Origin of the sequence: Methylomicrobium sp. Wu6, assembly GCF_035916875.1 — a bacterium.
GTDB lineage: Bacteria > Pseudomonadota > Gammaproteobacteria > Methylococcales > Methylomonadaceae > Methylomicrobium.
In genome coordinates, this window is the sequence record NZ_JAXUHN010000034.1 from 18,794 (window position 1) to 36,704 (window position 17,911).

The window sequence follows — 17,911 nt, forward strand, 5'->3', positions numbered from 1 at the left end:
GTGACCCAGCCATGAAGGATTACTATACGGTCGTAGCCAGTTTCCCCCACTTGCCTTATTTCGCGGATACTGAAAGGCTACCGCTTTCGCGTTTGCGCCTGGAACAGCGGTTGCGCATGCTGGATGCGGATGAAACCCGGCAGATATTCCAGGCTGAATTTCTGGTCGGATGGCGTTTGCCCGCCGGCAAAGTGGGTGGCGGCAATATCGCTGCGTCTTATAAAACCGGGCTGCAAAGTATAGGCCAACCCGTATTACGGGAGTTTGTGGAATACCGCCTGGACATACAAACCGTTCTTGCCGCGCTGCGCATTAGGCAAGCCGGTCGTGATCCGCAGCAACACCCTGGAACCTGGGGTATAGGCCGCTGGGTCAAGCATATCGAAACACATTGGGATGCCGCCGACTTCCGTCTCGGCACGGTTTATCCGTGGTTACTCGAGGTCGGCAATACTCTGGCGGCTGCCGATGCGATGGCTTTGGACCGCCTGTTAATGGACACCGTATGGAGGAAGCTCTCCCATTTGGGTGATATCAATCCTTTTGGTTTCGAAGCGATCACCGCCTTCGTTTTTAAGTGGGATATTACGCAGGCATGGCTGCTGCGAGATGCCTGCGCCGCGAAACAACGCTTCCAGATATTGATCGATGAGGTAAAACATGTCCAATGAAAATACCGGCGACCGCTACGCCACAGTGATTGGCGTCAAGGAAAGCCTGATCTTGATCGAGTTTGACGAAGCCGTCGAGGTGATGAAAAACGAAGTCGGCTATATCTGCATCGGCGAAGAAAAGCTCAAGGCCGAAATCCTTCGGGTACGCGGGCGCACCGCGGACATGCAGGTATTCGAGGATACCCGCGGCGTGCGGGTTGGCGACCGGGTTGAGCTATCCGCTGAAATGCTTTCGGCGATGTTGGGCCCTGGGCTGCTTGGTCAGGTTTTCGACGGTTTGCTGAATCCTTTGCATGGCCTGGCGCAAAAATACGGTTTTTTCTTGCCGCGCGGCGTCATGATGTCGCCGCTCGATCAGGATAAAAAATGGCAATTTACGCCGAAAGCGGCGATCGGAGATTCTCTACCTCCCGGCGGTGTCGTGGGATCGGTTCCTGAAGGCCCTTTCATGCACAAGATCATGATCCCTTTCAACGAAGCGGAACCTGTCCAATTAACCTGGATTCGAGGCGGCAGTTTTACTATTGGCGAGGTTGTAGCCCGTTACAAGACATCCGGCGGCGAGGAAAAAGACTTGACCATGGCGTGCCGCTGGCCGATACGGCGTCCGATCCCCGAAAATCTGTTGCGCAGGCGTTATTCCGAGCGTCAGTTCCCATCGAAGCCGCTGACCACGGCGACCCGCCTCATCGACACATTTTTCCCGATCGCCCAGGGCGGCACGGGGTGCATCCCTGGTCCGTTCGGCGCAGGCAAGACGGTATTGCAAAGTCTGATTGCGCGCTACTCCAGCGTCGATATCGTGATCATTGTCGCTTGCGGCGAACGCGCCGGTGAAGTCGTCGAAACCATCCATGAATACCCGGAAACCCACGATCCCCGCACCGGCGGCACATTAATGGACCGCACGGTCATTATCTGCAACACCTCGTCGATGCCGGTCGCGGCCCGCGAAGCTTCGATCTACACCGGCATCACGCTGGGCGAATATTTCCGCCAAATGGGTTACGACGTGCTGCTGATTGCTGACTCGACATCGCGTTGGGCACAGGCAATGCGCGAAACCTCCGGCAGGATGGAGGAAATCCCCGGCGAGGAAGCGTTTCCGGCCTATCTCGATTCCTCGATCAAAAACCTTTACGAGCGTGCCGGCGTAATCCGGTGCGCCGACGGCTCCACTGGCACGTTGACGTTGATCGGCACGGTGTCTCCGGCAGGCGGCAATTTCGAAGAGCCTGTTACCCAGTCCACTCTCGGCACTGTCAAAACCTTCCTCGGTTTGTCCGCCGATCGCGCCTACAAGCGCTTTTATCCGGCCATCGATCCGTTGTTGTCGTGGTCTCGCTACCTTGATCAACTGGCCCCCTGGTTTACCAAGGAACTCAATTCCGACTGGGTTAACGATGTCAAAAACATGATGACGTTGCTGGAGCGCGGCGACAGCATTTATCAAATTATGCAGGTTACCGGCGAAGAGGGTATTACCCTAGAAGACTTCATCGAATGGCAAAAATCGGTGTTACTGGACATGGTTTATTTACAGCAGGATGCTTTCGATGAAGTCGATGCCTGCATGCCGCGCGAGCGCCAGCTAGCTAGTTTCGGGCTATTAAAAAAGCTGATTGCGGAGGATTTCAAGTTTCAGGACAAAAACGAAGCCCGCGATTTTTTTACCAAACTTACCGGGCTCTATAAAAACTGGAATTACAGCCGCCCCGATTCGCCGGATTACGAACGCTACGGCAAGGATATTGAACAACTCGCCGATCGCTACTTACCGGGCCGTAACGTCCAATAAACCCACAAACTACTGCAAGGAGCGTTGTCATGATTAAAAAAGAGATCATCGATTTATTCAAGGTTAAACCTGATACAAAAATCCGGCTCAAGGAGTACCACACCGGCTGGGAGCAAACCGATGAATTCAAATCCGCAGGCAAGAAATTCGTGAAGGAGAAAGCCAACGAGATCTTGCAAACAAACATTGAAGAGTTGTCCGAATGTCAGCAATTGCTTTACGCCGATGACCGCTATGCCTTGTTGATTGTCTTGCAAGCCATGGATGCGGCGGGAAAGGACGGCACCATCAGGCACGTGATGTCGGGCGTCAATCCTCAGGGCTGCCAGGTTTTCAGTTTCAAGAAGCCTTCGGCCGAGGAACTGGACCATAACTTCCTGTGGCGCTATATGAAATCACTGCCCGAACGCGGCCGCATCGGCATTTTCAACCGTTCCTATTACGAAGATGTGCTGGTAGTCAAAGTCCACCAGGATGTGCTGGAACAACAAAAGCTTCCGGACGGCAAACACGGGAAGGCGTTTTGGGAGGCGCGTTATGACGATATCAACGCCTTTGAGCGCCATTTGGTGCGCAACGGTACGGTGGTGCTGAAGTTTTTTCTGCATGTATCCAAGAAGGAACAGAAACAGCGATTTATGGATAGACTTGAACGACCCGAAAAAAACTGGAAATTTTCGCTTGCCGATCTCAATGAGCGCGCCTACTGGGATGATTATGTCGACGCATACGAAAAAGCCATCAGTGCGACCAGCACCAAATGGGCGCCCTGGTATATCGTGCCGGCCGATGATAAATGGGCGACTCGGGCGATAGTTGCCGACATTGTCACCTCGACATTGCGTAGTCTCGACCTTAAATTTCCCGAGATGACCGATGAACAACGCGCATTATTGGAACAAGCCCGAAAAACTTTAGAAGGGGAATAACTTTGGTGGCATTCGGATGTTCCCCTTTTCGCACGATGCATAGTGTGCAGTCGCCGATTCAGGTTTTTTGGGATGCACTTTCGCTGGCGATGTTAGGTAACATCATGCCGCGCTTTTTGTATTTGGAACTTGGAATTGCCGATGGAACATACCGTCGCCGCATCGCGTATTTACATTCGCGATCCCAAAGGAGTTCTCAACCTGATTCATAAAATTCATTATCCCGAAAATCCTGCCATTTTAAATTTCTCCAAAGCAATTATTGGCAGAGGTTCGATGACCGCGATTTTCAGGCCAAAGAATATTTTTAATCATCATGACACGGGCTGAAAAGAAGGAGAAGTTTTGACCGCCGGTTGTTACGATACGATCCAGTGGAATTAAGTTGTCGACAATGCCGGGTTGAATTTTCTATGTGCATCCGACGAGTTAACAATGGATGCGTGCAGGATTGACGACAATGGACAACAAAAGCAACTCTGGCCATTTAAATTTCCTCAGCAACTGGAGACAAGCCGCATGAACCCGCATCCGACAGCCGCAGAGGCAACTCAGTCCAGCACCAAAGGGCTACGCTTCGACCTAGTCGCCGGCCTCACGGCTACGGCGGTGGTTCTGCCCAAGGCAATGGCATACGCAACCGTGGCCGGCTTGCCCGTTGCAGTAGGGCTCTATACCGCCTTTATTCCGATGATTATATACGCCCTGCTTGGTTCATCGAGAGTGCTCAGCGTCAGCTCGACCACTACCCTGGGCATCCTGGCCGGTACGCAACTCGGTCTGGCGGTGCCGGACGGAGACCCCGGAAAACTGATCACCGCTGTTGCCACCCTGACCGCCCTGGTGGGCGTATTGCTGATGCTGGCGGCACTGCTGCGTCTGGGGTTCGTTGCCAATTTTATTTCCACCCCCGTCCTGACCGGTTTCAAGGCAGGGATCGCCCTGGTGATTGTGCTGGACCAGTTGCCGAAGCTCCTGGGTATCCACATTACCAAGCAAGGTTTCCTCCGCGATCTGTTCAGCGTCGCGCATCATGTGCCCGAAACCTCGTTGATCACGCTGGCGGTAGCGGCCATGACGCTGCTCGTGCTGATCGGCATGGAACGTCTATGGCCGCATTCTCCGGCGCCTCTCGTTGCGGTTGGCGGCGGTATCACCGCCTCTTGGTTTTTCGGCTTGCATGCACTGGGTGTTTCGACGGTCGGTCTGATTCCGCAAGGATTTCCGTCACTGACGCTGCCGGACCTTGCGCTGATCGAACAGTTGGTGCCGGGCGCACTCGGGATCGCGTTGATGAGTTTCACCGAGTCGATTGCAGCGGGCCGCGCCTTTGCAGGCAGCGCAGAGCCTCCGATCAATGCAAACCGTGAGCTGATCGCCCTAGGGGCGGCCAATTTCGGTGGCGCACTGTTCGGTGCGATGCCGGCGGGAGGAGGCACCACGCAGACTGCGGTGGTACGTGCAGCCGGAGGTCGATCACAGAAGGCGTCGTTAGTGACGGCGAGTGTCGCAGGGGCAACCATGCTGCTGCTCTCGCCTTTGTTAGGCTTGCTGCCGCATGCAACGCTTGCGGCAGTCGTCATCGTCTACTCGGTCGGGCTAATTCAGCCAACAGAGTTCCTCGCCATCCGAAAGGTGCGCACGATGGAGTTTAGCTGGGCTATCGTGGCCTGCCTCGGTGTACTGTTCTTTGGCACGTTGAAAGGCATCGTGGTAGCGATCATTCTATCGATGCTTGCACTATCGAGCCAAACCGCCCACCCGCGCGTGTATGTCATTGTCCGCAAGCGCGGGGCCGACGTACTGCGACCGTTGTCGCCTGAGCATCCCGACGACGAGAGCTTCGACGGCTTGTTGATCGTCCGTCCGGAGGGGCGCATGTTCTTTGCCAATGTTCAGCAGATTGCAGATCAGATCAAAGCGCTGATCGCCCAGAATAAACCGCGAGTGCTTGCGCTTGACATGAGCCGGGTTCCGGATATCGAATATTCAGCGCTGCAGATGCTGATGGAGCGCGAAAAGCGCGCGACCGAACAAGGCGCTACGCTGTGGTTGGTTGGGCTGAACCCGAGTGTATTAGAGGTTGTACGGCGCTCCGGCCTGGCCGACCGGCTAGGCCGTGAGCGCATGCTGTTTAATGTGCGAGCAGCTATTGAACGCTACCAGACGCTACCTGCTGACTCCTGAATGGTTGTTATCTTGGAATGACGCGTCGCCATTTTGCGAATTCTACGGAACGCCAAGCCTCCAACAGCAACACGACTAAAAACTAACCCTGAACGGTTTTTTGCCGGCTAAGGTCAGCCCTGGAATGATTTACATTAGTCCGAATGCGGTTTTAAATATCAGCTCTTGCTTTGTATTTTTACCCCTGTACAATAGCGATTCGATATTAATATGAGTGGTGATCCCCTATGAAACTAATCGGTAAAACATCAATTCTTGTTTCAACAATCGCAATGGTCCTGGCAACAGGACCTATTTACGCTGAAACACCGGGTTACCTGACGATTAACCAAGTTGAGCATGAAGTGGAAATCAAGAGCACGAAGAAAACCCTCGACCTGGAAATTAAAACCGCTAAACCGATACCGGTTGACGGAAAATCCGGCGCTTTCGGTTACGCTGCGCTGACCGATAACGGTAACAATCTTTTAGTGGTGGTTACCCATTTGCCTATTGATGACAGTTCCCATGAAAGCCCTAAAAGCGGCTTCCATACCCATGTCTTGGATCTGAAAGCCCCCACTGATGCCTGCAAAGGCGCGAATTTCGAAGTGGATTTAGACAATTCATCTAAAAACAAAGCCTTTGATGCCGATTATCATTGGAAAGTCAGCGGCAATAAGATTTCGGTAGAAAAGGTTCCTGTCGCTGATCTGGGCGACGCCGGCGTCGAGTCGGTAGTTTCCTTTACGCTGAATCCGATCCTGGACGCGAATAAGAAACCAACCAATCTGTGTGTGACTGTTGTCGATCAACATTGAAATAAACCTAACCCCGCCGCCGGATGGCGGCGGGGCACAAGTACATCAACTTTTTTGAGTCGCTAAAAACTTCCCGGCTTCTGCGATTTCGTCCGCAGCGGATGATAAAGATTCAGCAAAACCATTATTATCCCAATACTCGCGGCGATATCCGTCACTTCGAATTCCAACGGAAATAATCGATATAACCGACCTTCGGAGCCTCTAACCCGTAGCCGTATCATAGGGATTCAACGCCACCTTATTCAGTTGCAGGCGACGCACCAAATCGGAACTGTCAATAAATTCGGCTCCATTCTCTTTCCCGCAAATAGAAGCCCAAATGAACATTGATTTGGTACGGCCCAACGTGAAGCTCCGCTGGAGCTTTGAGTTAGAAAGGCTTGTTGAAAAAAAGTGGTCTGTCGCCTATTTCTTCAGGCGTTCTCAATAGTACTTTGGCGGAGATGCAATCCATGGAGCACTCTTACCGGACTTCGCAAGATCGTCCTCGCCATCGCGAACACCCGCCTCTTTCGCCGCCATTTGAAGAGCAGTGAGCTTTGATGTCGGCTTATTCGGGTTGTGCTGGGGCGTTACTCCGACGAGTTTGCCCATGTCATAAACAAAGTTTAAAGCTCGCATCTGCCAAGCTGGATATACGCCAGTGCCCACCCAGCAACGGCACAAAAAATAATGCTCCACTGCTGCCATCATTGAATCATCCGGATCAATTAAGTCCGGTTGCCACGACCCAATCGAAGGATTTCCTTCCCAACCTGCGTTGCGAACTTGGTAAAGGTCATTCTTAATTTGACAGTACCTCGAAGATTCGGGCAAGGACGCACGGTATGCTTTCCATTTCGCGATAAGATCGTTAAGGCGTTCAATCTGAGCATGATTCCTCCGTCAAAAATAACAATGCTACACCCACAATTAGAACCATACTTGATGGTGCTAAGGCACTAAGTGTATATGAAATCTGCGCCTGACTGAACCTTGCAATCATCGACAGGGATTCCACTTTAAAATGCATCATCGCTGTTCAGAGGGTTGGGGCCACCTCTGTACATTCTTGAAAAAAATCCGTTTAAGATAAGTACCATCCCTCCAATCGGGATTTATTAGAGCGTATAATGACCATCCTTTCCACTCGGGAGAAACGACGATGCCAGCCCTCAAGAACGCGGTCCGGGGATTCCAGACGGGAGATCTCATCATTACCTATTTACCCCGTGGTGGCACTCGTCCGATGCACGTCACGATTTATTTGGAACCGAAAGATTCTCCGTCAAATGATCACGCGTTCATTCATGCAGCCAATGACGGGATCGTGATCGAAGATATAAATGCCTGGAAGGAAATGCCAAAGTACCGCCATGCCCACCGCGTGGGCGAGCTTGCGAAAGCGGCGGCAGATGCGGCCAAGGTGTGGGCTGCCGATCGCACGATCAACAACAATACCCCAATTACCACCCCCTACGGCAGCTACCCCGGCTCCAAACAAAGCGCAACGCCGCAGCTTCGCGCCAACCGATTCTCCGCGATGATGCAGACCGCTTCGATCGCGGCCATCCCGCTGGAAGCGGCTGGCTTGGTGCGACTCATGAAATGGACCTATCGACTGCATACCCGCGCGCCGTTGAGCGCTAACCGTGGCATCACCTGTGCGGCCTTCTCCTGCGCATGTCACCAAGCCGCAGCCATGAAAATTTTCTTGCGTGACCAAGGCGCGCTCGACAAGCTCAACACCGCAAATCTGGGTAAGATCAACGGCTTGCTCGAATCCAAAGGGGATTTGCGAGCCCGGCTCAACCTGCCTGAAGCGCATCCACTGCCGGAAGTCGTGACCGCAAAACCGATCTTGATCGGTGCCGCCTTGCGCGAGAATTCGAACAGGGGGATGACCGAGAAAACCCAGGAGGCTCTGGGGAACATGGTCAATACCGCGACCGAAAAACCTCAGAAGATGCTGGAGTTCTACCCGGAGTTTTTTCCAAACCAGGCAAGCCTTGCCACGGCATCGGCTACGGACTTCCTTTGGCTGGCCATTCAGACCAAGGTACTGGGAATCAGCACTTATTCGGCACGTCGCCTCTCGGGGGTAATTCCGCCCGATTTTTTCTATGACGCGAAATATGTCAACAGTATCCTGCTCGACGAACTAATCCGGAACTCTGTGGATTGGAACACTACCGACTACGATGCTTACGATTAGAGCGGCATCCCGTCGTGCGGTTTATATTCACGGATTAACCTTATCTTGCCCCGATCTAGCGGACACGCGGCTAAGAGAGTAATCTCTAAACCGGAGGTCAACCATGAAAATCAAAAAAACAACTCCCTTGCATGTCAATGTCCATAGGACTCTCCATTAAATTTCTTTTGTTGCCTATTGCAGGTGAATTCAATTGCTCAAAGTGAATCGAGTTGGTGGATGACCAATTTTAAAAGAGAGTGCGAACCTCAATGCCTTCTGTACGCATCAAAATCAATGGCTAAGCATTCCAATTATTTGATGTTTTCAGGCTTATCGTACACGCAGGACAAATACAAACGAAACGTTTAATGACCCTGAACTGCTTCTCAACAATGCCCAATCCGAAGTCGCAATTGCCTATCTTTAGCACCTTTAATTGAACTCGATCACCTAGGGCAATCATCTGCCGACAAGTCGACCTACTCTTTCCCGTACCGAACAATGACGAAAGAAGCCGATGGTTCTTAATTTATGCGCTTCGCGTCACATTCTTGCTATACTCACAAAATTAAATCAATCTTAATAGATGATTCAAAAGTGATATTAGAGGTGGGTGGCATGACTTTCTTTACCTTATCTGTTATCGTCAGTTTTATAGCTTGGGTGCTCGCACGAATTAATCATGATGAATAGTATCACCGATGCATAAAAATGGTAGGCTTATGCCTTTTACCACTATTCACGCATTTTCTAGGACTCGCTTGCCACCGAAAGTGACACTCTGAATGAAGGATAGGACTCCTATCCCATCCGATAGCAAAACGCCTGATACCCTTTTTGGCCTAACCCCCTCATTTCCTCCCGTTAACGCAACCGTAAAGAAACAATCGAGTCGCCTGCTGCGCCCAAACCTCGATTTCCACTTCTGTTGGGGTTGTTTCCAAACCAAGCTGTAATTTCTGAAATCGTTCACTGCGCAATCCGCTGAGGAATTGATCAGCCAGAACATGCGCGTCGATGACGACAAAGTTCCCCACTTCCTGCTGCCGGACAAAAAATTGCGCCAAATGCTTGAGCGTGCGTTGCGGACCCTGTTCGTAAAACTGCGTAGCAAGGTCCGGGAAGCGCGGCGATTCGCCGATCAGGATCGCGCGCATGCGCACGACGTCGGGCCGGGTAATACGGAACAGAAATTCCTTGGCGAAAGCGACAAGAGCGGTTTCAGGCGGGCCTTCAAAGGACAATGTCCCGACGAACTGATCGCTGCAGCGCCTTATCAGGGCGCCGAACAAACCGGCCTTTCCGCCGAACTGACTGTAAATCGTCCTCAAGGACACCCTCGCATCGCGCGCGATGGCTTCCATGCTGAGATTGCCGTAGCCGTGTTCCAGAAAAAGCGTCAATGCCGTATCCAACACGCGGTCGTGGCTTAAAAGCTCAGTGCCCTTGGCGGGGCGCCCACATTTGATCATCGGGTAGCACTCATAAAATTATTTGACTTAAGCAACGAATAATCATAACCTACAATAAATGGTAATGTGTATTACCATTATTTCAAACGCATATTTCACGGGCAGTAAAAGGATGATAAAGAGCACTCGCAGGCCGGTCGTTATTCATCGCCAAATTCAACCCATAGAATTGCCTGCAGCGACATTCGCCGGCGGCGATTTTTTCCGGAAACTGTCAATGCGCCACGCTCGGTTGGTTGCATTGGCGGTGATTGCGCTGGCCGTGGTCAGCGGCTGTAAAAACACTGACGCTCCCGGAGGCAAACCGCCGCAAGGGCCGCCGCCCGATATCAAAATAGCGCAGCCTTTAAGCCAGAATGTGACCGAATGGGATGAATACACCGGCCGTATCGAAGCGGTGAACTCGGTCGAGATACGCGCCAGGGTGAGTGGTTATCTGGACAAATTCAATTTCAAGGCCGGAGAGAGAGTCAAAAAAGGCGATCTGCTGTTCGTGATCGATCCCAGACCCTTCAAGGCCCAGCTGAATTATGCGGCGGCGGAACTGGAGCGGGTCAAATCCCGGAGGGAACTGGCGGCCAACGACTTACTGCGGTCCGAAAATCTTTTTAAGGTCAAGGCGATTTCGAAAGAAGAGTACGACGCCCGGCAGAAGGGACTGCGCGAGGCATCGGCGGCTGTTGAATCCGCGGCGGCCAATGTTGAAACCGCGCGGCTTAATCTGGAATTCACTCAGGTGCGCGCGCCGATAGACGGACGCATAGAACGGGAATTGATCACTGCCGGCAATCTGGTCAAGAGCGACGACACGCTGTTAACGACGATCGTATCCACCGATCCGGTCTATGTCTTCGTCGATGCGGACGAACGCGCTGTATTGAGATACCGCCGGCAAATGCGGCAAAACGGCCAAAGCAAAACCGGCATTGAGGGCACGCCGGTGCAATTGGCGCTAACCGATGAAGTTGGCTTTCCGCATCAGGGAACTCTCGATTACATGGCCCCCCGTGAAGATACAGCCACCGGCACCGTCACTCTGCGTGGCGTTTTCGCCAACACCGACGAATTGCTGAGTCCCGGTTTTTTCGCTCGACTGCGAGTACGCGCCAGCGAACCCTATGCCGCCATTCTGGTTCCCGACCGGGCGATCGGCACCGACCAGGCCCAACGTTTCGTCTGGGTGATGAACCCGAACAACCAAGTGGAATACCGCACGGTCGAATTGGGAGCGCATATCGGCCAGTCTCGGGTGATCGCGAAAGGCCTGAACGCCGGAGACTGGGTCGCCATTGAAGGCCTGCAAAAGCTCAGACCCGGCATTAAGGTCAATCCCGAGCGGATCTCGCTCGCCGAGCCTCCAAAAGGACAATAGGCCATGGACCGCTTTACGCATTTTTTTATCGACCGGCCGATCTTCGCCTCGGTGTTGTCCATCCTGATCCTGCTGGTCGGCGGGCTGGCGCTGATTGCGCTGCCGATCGCCCAATACCCGGAGATCGCGCCGCCCACCGTGGTGATCAGCGCGGTTTATCCGGGCGCGAACGCCAAGGTGGTCGCCGAAACGGTCGCGACGCCGATCGAGCAGGAAGTCAACGGCGTCGAAGACATGCTCTACCTGTCTTCCCAGTCGACCAACAGCGGCAGCATGGCGCTGACGGTGACCTTCAAGCCGGGCACCAACCTCGACAAAGCCCAGGTGCTGGTGCAAAACCGGGTCGCACTGGCCGAACCCCGGCTGCCCGAGGAAGTGCGGCGGCAGGGCGTCAGCGTCAAGAAGCGCAGCCCTGACCTGAGCCTGGTCGTCAACCTGATCTCGCCGGACAAGCGCTATGACAGCGTTTACTTGAGCAATTACGCGCTGCTGCAGATCAAGGATATTTTGGCGCGTCTGCCCGGCGTCGGCGAAATTCTGGTGTTCGGCGCCCGCGACTACAGCATGCGCCTGTGGCTGAATCCCGAGCAGGTCGCCGCGCGCAACCTGACCGCGAGCGACGTGGTCAACGCGATCCGCGAACAGAACATCCAGGTGGCGGCCGGGGTGATCGGCCAGCAACCGTCGAAGGAAAACACCGATTTCCAATACACGGTCAGCACGCTAGGAAGGCTGATGGAGGCCGAACAGTTCGCCGATATCGTGATCAAAAAAGGCGCGGACGGCCAGGTAACCCGGCTGAAGGACGTGGCCCGCATCGAACTCGGCGCCAAGGATTACAATTCTGGCCTGTTTCTGGACGGCGAGCCGACCGTCGGCCTCGCGATCTTCCAGCTGCCGGGCTCGAACGCCCTGGACACCAAGAAGGCGGTCGTAGAGGCGATGGAGAAACTGAAGACCCGTTTCCCCGAGGGTCTCGAATACAACATGGTCTACGACACGGTCGTATTCGTACAGCAATCGATCGACGCGGTCGTCAAGACGCTGTTCGAAGCCCTGCTGCTGGTCGTGATCGTGGTCGTGGTATTCCTGCAGAACTGGCGCCCTGCAATCATTCCACTGCTGGCGGTACCGGTGTCCCTGATCGGCACCTTCGCGGTGATGGCCGCGCTAGGCCTGTCCTTGAACACCTTGTCGTTGTTCGGCCTGGTGCTGGCGATCGGGATCGTCGTGGACGATGCGATCGTGGTCGTCGAAAACGTCGAGCGCCATATCGCGCTCGGCCTGAAAGCCAGGGAAGCGGCGCGCAAGGCGATGTCGGAAGTGGTCGGCCCGATCATCGCGACCGCTCTGGTGCTGGTCGCGGTGTTCGTGCCAACCGCCTTCATCACCGGCGTTTCGGGCGCTTTCTACAAACAGTTCGCGCTGACGATCGCGGTGTCGACGGTGATCTCGGCGTTCAATTCCCTGACCCTGAGCCCGGCCTTGTGCACCGTGTTGCTGGACCGGGCGCACGGCGACAAGGACAAGCTGACGCGCCTGATCGATCGCCTGTTCGGCTGGTTCTTCAACGGCTTCAACCGGTTTTTCGACCGCTTCAGCGCAGGTTACGCGCGCCTGGTCGGTCGGCTGATCCGGATGACCGCCGTCGTGCTGGTGCTCTATCTGGGGCTGAACGGGCTGAACTTCCTGGCCTTCGAAAAGGTGCCGACCGGCTTCATTCCGCAGCAGGACCAGGGCTATCTGATCCTGTATGCGCAGCTGCCCGACGCCGCCTCGCTGGCCCGCACGCAGGCCGTGGTGCAGCAGGCGACGCGCATCGTGCTGGACACCGAAGGTGTCAAGCACTTGAATGCCTACGCCGGTTTTTCGATCCTGAGCGGGGCCAGCCAGTCCAATGTCGCGACGATGTTCGCGCGGCTCGATGATTTCGATCAGCGCTCGGGCCGGCCCGATCTGCACGCCGATGAGGTCGTCAAAAAGCTGCAGCAGCGCCTTGCCACGGTCGAGGATGCGTATATCGCGGTATTTGCGCCGCCGCCGATCCGGGGCATGAGCGCGGTCGGAGGCTTCAAGCTGCAAATCCAGGACCGCACCAATGCCGGCATTGACGCGCTACAACAAGTCACCTCCGAGATGATCGCCAAGGGCAGTCAGCAACCGGGCCTGGTCGGCTTGTTCACGACCTTCCGCTCCGGCGTGCCGCAGTTGTTTCTGGATGTCGATCGCACGCGCGTCAAGTCGATGGACGTGCCGTTGAAGGATGTGTTCGACACGCTGCAGATCTATCTGGGTTCACTCTATGTGAACGATTTCAACGCCTTCGGACGCACCTATCAGGTTGTCGCACAGGCCGATTCGGAATTCCGGATGCAGCCGTCCGACATCAGCGAACTGAAGACCCGGAACGCGAAGGGCGGCATGGTGCCGCTCGGCTCGCTGGTCGATGTAAAGGCTATTACCGGGCCGGACAAGATCACGCGCTACAACATGTATCCTACGGCCGAAATCAACGGCAGCACCTTGCCCGGCATCAGCTCAGGCCAGGCGATCGAGATGATGGATAAGCTCTTGAACGCGGAACTGCCGCCCGGCTTCGGCTTCGAATGGACCGAACTGAGCCTGCAGCAGGTGCTGGCCGGCAATGTCGCGATGCTGGTGTTTCCGCTCAGCGTGATTTTCGTGTTTCTGGCGCTCGCGGCCCAGTATGAAAGCTGGTCGCTGCCGTTCGCGGTGATCCTGATCGTGCCGATGTGTATCCTGTCCTCGATGGCCGGCATCTGGCTACGCGGCATGGATAACAACATTTTTACCCAGGTCGGTTTCATCGTCTTGGTGGGTCTGGCCAGCAAAAACGCGATTTTGATCGTCGAGTTCGCCAAACGGCGCCAGGAAGAAGGCCTCGACCGCTTCGAAGCCGCGGTCGAGGCTTCCGGCATCCGGCTGCGACCGATCCTGATGACCTCGTTCGCCTTCATCATGGGCGTGTTTCCGCTGGTGGTCGCCGAAGGCGCCGGGGCCGAATCGCGTCGAATTCTGGGCACCGCGGTGTTCAGCGGCATGGCCGGCGTGACCTTGTTCGGACTCTTGTTGACGCCGGTCTTCTATGTGACCGTGCAGGCTCTGGCCCAACGATTGTCATCGGCAAAGCATAAAACCGGCCATGCGCCGGCCGCTCCTTCTTCATTCGGCTCAGACTCATGATTCAACCTATCGCATCTTCGCGCGCCCCGATGTCTTTCAATAGAGGCCTTATCGCGCTCGCATGGTCGGGTGCGATCGCCTTGGGCGGCTGCGCCGTCGGCCCCGACTACAAGGCCCCGGCAACGGCCACGCCACCGGATTTCGCTAACGCCCGGCAAAGCGAATATTCCGAACAGACAGTACAAAGCGACTGGTGGAAACTGTTCAAGGACACAGAACTGAACGCCCTGGTCGACCAGGCCCTGCGCCATAATTACGACCTGAAGAGCGCGCTCGCCAATCTTCGCGAAGCCAGGGCGCTGTATCTGGAAGCCGGCTTGAACCTGGCGCCGATTATCACTTCGCACGCCAATTACACCGATCAGAAGCGCAGCCTCGGTTCGTTGAATAACCGGAATTTCGTGCCGCGCGATCTGAAACTGTATAGCACAGGTTTCGATGCGTTCTGGGAAGTCGATTTCTTCGGCCGCGTGCGCCGCGACATCGAAGCCAGCCACGACGAAGTCGAAGCGCAGGAAGCCAGCCTTCAGGATCTTAGCGTCAGTGTGATCGCCGAGGTCGCCCGCAACTATTTCGAATTGCGCGGCCTGCAGAACCAGCTCGAAGTGGCCCGAAGAAACGCCGACAACCAAACCCGAACCCTTGAAATCACCCTTGCCAAACTCGAAATCGGCCGAGGCACCGAATTGGATACATCCAGGGCTTCGGCTCAGCTGGATTCGACCCGGGCGAGCATTCCGTTGATTGAAACCGGGATCAAGCTCGCCATACACCGCCTTGGCGTGCTGACCGGCCAGGAGCCGGGCGCCCTCACCGCGAAACTGTCGCAGCCTGCGCCGATTCCTCAACTTCCCGCAACGATAGCTATCGGCAGCCCGGCGGAACTTTTGCGCCGTCGCCCCGACATTCGTCTCGCCGAACGGACGCTGGCCGCGGCAACCGCCCGCATCGGCGTCGCGACCGCCGACCTATTCCCGCGCGTGACTTTCGTCGGAACGTTGTCGCTTGAAGCCAGTACACTGTCGGGTCTCGGCGCGGCCGGTTCCGATGCCTTTTCGGCGGGACCGCGAATCAGCTGGGCGGCGCTGGACTTGGGCCGGGTCTATGCCCGCATCAAGGCCGCCGACGCCAATGCCGAAGCCAATTTGGCTCAATACGAACAGACCGTGCTGAATGCGCTGGAGGAAACCGAAAACGCGCTGGTTGCCTATAACCAGGAACGCAACCGGAGGGCGCTACTCGCCTCGGCGGCGCAAGCCAGCGAAAAGGCTCATCAGTTAGCCCATATACGCTTCAAGGAAGGTATCACCGATTTTCTGACCGTACTGGATACCGAATTACGGTTGCTGCAGGATCAGCGCCAGTTGGCCCAAAGCGAAACCTCTGCGGCGACCGCGCTGGTCGCCGTTTACAAAGCCTTGGGCGGCGGCTGGGAAGCGATGACTGCGAAAAAATAGCTTGCGCGGACCGGGTGGCGATGGCTTGCATCATGAGCTCGTAATCGAGCCATCGCCGAAAAGCCCAACAGCGCTTGCGGAAATATGCCTGAACCGTAAGGGCGGCGAAGGTTGTAGAGACAAAGAGGGAAATAATGGATCATAGTTTCTATCAACACGGGCTGTAGACTTACCTCATTTTGCGAATACAAGAACGAGGTTCATAGCCGCTCAGAAAAATCCTGCCTGGAGCGGCCAGCGCAATCTTGCCGGTCTGGACCGCACCGCCTGCTCGGGCTAATTCATAATCTCTATTCTAGCAACAAGGATAATTTTCCGCCAACCGAAGGCCAAATTTGGCAACTGCGCCCTACCCCCGCTTTTCCCAGCCACAATTTCCTGACTCTTTATCATCTTTTTGTTTTCTCCGAGCGGCCCATCGTGTATGATAAAAGCCAGTAGATCCGGTTTGATTGCCAATCCGTCTGTAAATTCGAGGAGCGCAGACGTTCGGCATATTAAAAATCAAAATATTCATCAAACCATCAGACATAATTTGATTTCGCTTTAACCAAGACAGCCGCCAAGCGCACGTCTTCGGAAGACTCCGGCTAATCACTCTAATACCTTCATCGTTTCGCAAGGTCTGTCGAGTAAATTGGATCGAGGCATAAAAACTATAATAACCGCCTTCCCGTTCACCGCCGGGATTTTCTTTCGGAACGCCCGTTTCCGCTTTTTTGCCGTCTTACCGCGAAGTTTGGACCGGCTTTTTAACTACCCTCATCACCTGCGATATGGAAACCAACACTCCCCCCAACGCCCACGACCATCCGCTCAAAGGGATCAACCTGGTCAGCTTTTCGACCTCGATAAAGCTGTTGTTCAGCGGCTATTTGACGACTGTCGCAGTCGGCTATCTGATGGCGCTGACTCAGATCCTGTTTACGCACGGCATGGCCGATGGCAAATTCGGCCTGTCGTTCGACGACATCGTGTATAGCTACTACGGCGACCGCTCAAGTTCCACACTGGAAGGTAAATTGAACGGCTCGATGAAGGCCAACGCGCCGGACGAGGACCGTTTCCGAATCATTCAATGGGTTCGCGACGGTGCGGACCAACAGGAATACACGGTCTATATCAAGCCGATCATCGACGATCACTGTGTGATGTGCCATAACGCCAACGCCGGGTCATTGCCGGATTTCAGCACTTTCGAGAACTTAAAAAAATACACGGAGACCAACACCGGCGCGACCTTTGAAGCGCTGGTCCGGGTCTCGCACATCCACATCTTCGGCATCAGTTTCATCTTCATGTTCGTCGGCCTGATCTTCAGTTTCAGCACCGGCGTGACGAAACGATACAAATACCTGGCGATCGTGATGCCTTATTTGTTCCTGCTGGTCGACATCGCCTCCTGGTGGCTAACCAAACTTTCGCCGCACTTCGCGATCTTTGTCATTTTAGCCGGCAGCGGCATGGGCGTGTCGTTCGCCTACATGTGGTGCGTGTCGATGTACCAGATGTGGATACTGGGGTACGTTCGGCATAAGGAAGACGGCAGGAATGCTTTGCTGCGCGATTAGGGACTAACTTGCCCCTCGCAGAAAAAATTCAGTTCGTATTGAGCTTGCCGCAAGCCTTAGGCGCCGGCAAGCTTAACCTCGTGGGGCGAAAATAAATGGCTCGCACGACATTCTACTTGCCTCTGATTTGAAACTCTCACTTCCAGCCCACTAAACAACCACCGGCTGAAAGCCGGTGGGTTTGATTTACGGACTGAAAGTCCGGATACGCGTCGACTTAACGACGCGTCGTTGTGTCATCAAATATCCGATAGGCTTTTGTTCATCT

Annotated in this window: 13 protein-coding genes; 11 read left to right on the forward strand and 2 right to left on the reverse strand. The window is 54.7% G+C overall.

Translation table 11 applies throughout. The features are described 5' to 3' along the window. The first annotated feature begins 11 nt into the window (after positions 1-11). The 6 genes from U2W12_RS02095 (at position 12) to U2W12_RS02120 (ending at position 6,388) form a co-directional block, all read left to right on the forward strand. A complete protein-coding gene (locus U2W12_RS02095) occupies positions 12-671 on the forward strand; it encodes a DUF2764 family protein (RefSeq protein WP_326499016.1) in 660 nt (219 codons plus the stop codon). Further along, entirely contained in the window at positions 661-2,472 is a 1,812-nt protein-coding gene (locus U2W12_RS02100) for a V-type ATP synthase subunit A (RefSeq protein ID WP_326499017.1), read from the forward strand. The genes U2W12_RS02095 and U2W12_RS02100 overlap by 11 nt, the downstream gene beginning before the upstream one ends. 29 nt (positions 2,473-2,501) lie before the next feature. Then, positions 2,502-3,401: a polyphosphate kinase 2 family protein gene (locus U2W12_RS02105; RefSeq protein ID WP_326499018.1), complete on the forward strand. Its 900-nt coding sequence runs from the start codon at positions 2,502-2,504 to the stop codon at positions 3,399-3,401. 141 nt (positions 3,402-3,542) lie between these two features. After that, positions 3,543-3,731: a hypothetical protein gene (locus tag U2W12_RS02110; RefSeq protein ID WP_326499019.1), complete on the forward strand. Its 189-nt coding sequence runs from the start codon at positions 3,543-3,545 to the stop codon at positions 3,729-3,731. 105 nt (positions 3,732-3,836) lie between these two features. After that, positions 3,837-5,588: a SulP family inorganic anion transporter gene (locus tag U2W12_RS02115; protein ID WP_326499020.1), complete on the forward strand. Its 1,752-nt coding sequence runs from the start codon at positions 3,837-3,839 to the stop codon at positions 5,586-5,588. A 227-nt stretch (positions 5,589-5,815) separates the two neighbouring features. Next, the gene (locus U2W12_RS02120; RefSeq protein ID WP_326499021.1) at positions 5,816-6,388 is read left to right on the forward strand and encodes a hypothetical protein; all 573 of its coding nucleotides are present in this window, start codon (positions 5,816-5,818) and stop codon (positions 6,386-6,388) included. A 426-nt stretch (positions 6,389-6,814) separates the two neighbouring features. Here U2W12_RS02120 and U2W12_RS02125 read toward each other — a convergent pair whose 3' ends face one another. Next, positions 6,815-7,084 carry a hypothetical protein gene (locus U2W12_RS02125; protein WP_326499022.1) on the reverse strand — a complete coding sequence of 90 codons (270 nt, stop codon included), beginning with the start codon at positions 7,082-7,084 and terminating at the stop codon, positions 6,815-6,817. Between the two features lie 451 nt (positions 7,085-7,535). Between U2W12_RS02125 and U2W12_RS02130 the strand changes: the two genes are divergently transcribed. After that, positions 7,536-8,585 carry a hypothetical protein gene (locus U2W12_RS02130; RefSeq protein WP_326499023.1) on the forward strand — a complete coding sequence of 350 codons (1,050 nt, stop codon included), beginning with the start codon at positions 7,536-7,538 and terminating at the stop codon, positions 8,583-8,585. Between the two features lie 833 nt (positions 8,586-9,418). Here the strand turns inward: U2W12_RS02130 and U2W12_RS02135 are convergent. Further along, positions 9,419-10,039 (reverse strand): TetR/AcrR family transcriptional regulator, encoded by a 621-nt coding sequence (locus U2W12_RS02135; protein WP_326499024.1) that lies wholly within the window; start codon positions 10,037-10,039, stop codon positions 9,419-9,421. 217 nt (positions 10,040-10,256) lie between these two features. On the opposite strand from U2W12_RS02135, the gene U2W12_RS02140 reads away from it, so the two are divergent. From U2W12_RS02140 to U2W12_RS02155, 4 genes are all read left to right on the forward strand, one after another. After that, positions 10,257-11,411, forward strand: coding sequence for an efflux RND transporter periplasmic adaptor subunit (locus U2W12_RS02140; protein WP_326499025.1), 1,155 nt, complete (start codon positions 10,257-10,259; stop codon positions 11,409-11,411). Positions 11,412-11,414: 3 nt separating this feature from the next. Next, positions 11,415-14,615 (forward strand): multidrug efflux RND transporter permease subunit, encoded by a 3,201-nt coding sequence (locus U2W12_RS02145; RefSeq protein WP_326499026.1) that lies wholly within the window; start codon positions 11,415-11,417, stop codon positions 14,613-14,615. Positions 14,616-14,644: 29 nt separating this feature from the next. Then, entirely contained in the window at positions 14,645-16,072 is a 1,428-nt protein-coding gene (locus tag U2W12_RS02150; RefSeq protein ID WP_326499027.1) for an efflux transporter outer membrane subunit, read from the forward strand. 776 nt (positions 16,073-16,848) lie between these two features. Further along, positions 16,849-17,643 carry an elongation factor-1 alpha gene (locus tag U2W12_RS02155; RefSeq protein WP_326499028.1) on the forward strand — a complete coding sequence of 265 codons (795 nt, stop codon included), beginning with the start codon at positions 16,849-16,851 and terminating at the stop codon, positions 17,641-17,643. Positions 17,644-17,911 lie beyond the last annotated feature (268 nt).

Excerpts from the sequence above, each read along its gene's own strand:
- U2W12_RS02095 (WP_326499016.1), top strand. The coding sequence starts at position 12 with ATGAAGGATTACTATACGGTCGTAGCCAGTTTCCCCCACTTGCCTTAT.
- U2W12_RS02100 (WP_326499017.1), top strand. The coding sequence starts at position 661 with ATGTCCAATGAAAATACCGGCGACCGCTACGCCACAGTGATTGGCGTC.
- U2W12_RS02105 (WP_326499018.1), top strand. The coding sequence starts at position 2,502 with ATGATTAAAAAAGAGATCATCGATTTATTCAAGGTTAAACCTGATACA.
- U2W12_RS02110 (WP_326499019.1), top strand. The coding sequence starts at position 3,543 with ATGGAACATACCGTCGCCGCATCGCGTATTTACATTCGCGATCCCAAA.
- U2W12_RS02115 (WP_326499020.1), top strand. The coding sequence starts at position 3,837 with ATGGATGCGTGCAGGATTGACGACAATGGACAACAAAAGCAACTCTGG.
- U2W12_RS02120 (WP_326499021.1), top strand. The coding sequence starts at position 5,816 with ATGAAACTAATCGGTAAAACATCAATTCTTGTTTCAACAATCGCAATG.
- U2W12_RS02125 (WP_326499022.1), bottom strand. The coding sequence starts at position 7,084 with ATGATGGCAGCAGTGGAGCATTATTTTTTGTGCCGTTGCTGGGTGGGC.
- U2W12_RS02130 (WP_326499023.1), top strand. The coding sequence starts at position 7,536 with ATGCCAGCCCTCAAGAACGCGGTCCGGGGATTCCAGACGGGAGATCTC.
- U2W12_RS02135 (WP_326499024.1), bottom strand. The coding sequence starts at position 10,039 with ATGATCAAATGTGGGCGCCCCGCCAAGGGCACTGAGCTTTTAAGCCAC.
- U2W12_RS02140 (WP_326499025.1), top strand. The coding sequence starts at position 10,257 with ATGCGCCACGCTCGGTTGGTTGCATTGGCGGTGATTGCGCTGGCCGTG.
- U2W12_RS02145 (WP_326499026.1), top strand. The coding sequence starts at position 11,415 with ATGGACCGCTTTACGCATTTTTTTATCGACCGGCCGATCTTCGCCTCG.
- U2W12_RS02150 (WP_326499027.1), top strand. The coding sequence starts at position 14,645 with ATGTCTTTCAATAGAGGCCTTATCGCGCTCGCATGGTCGGGTGCGATC.
- U2W12_RS02155 (WP_326499028.1), top strand. The coding sequence starts at position 16,849 with ATGGAAACCAACACTCCCCCCAACGCCCACGACCATCCGCTCAAAGGG.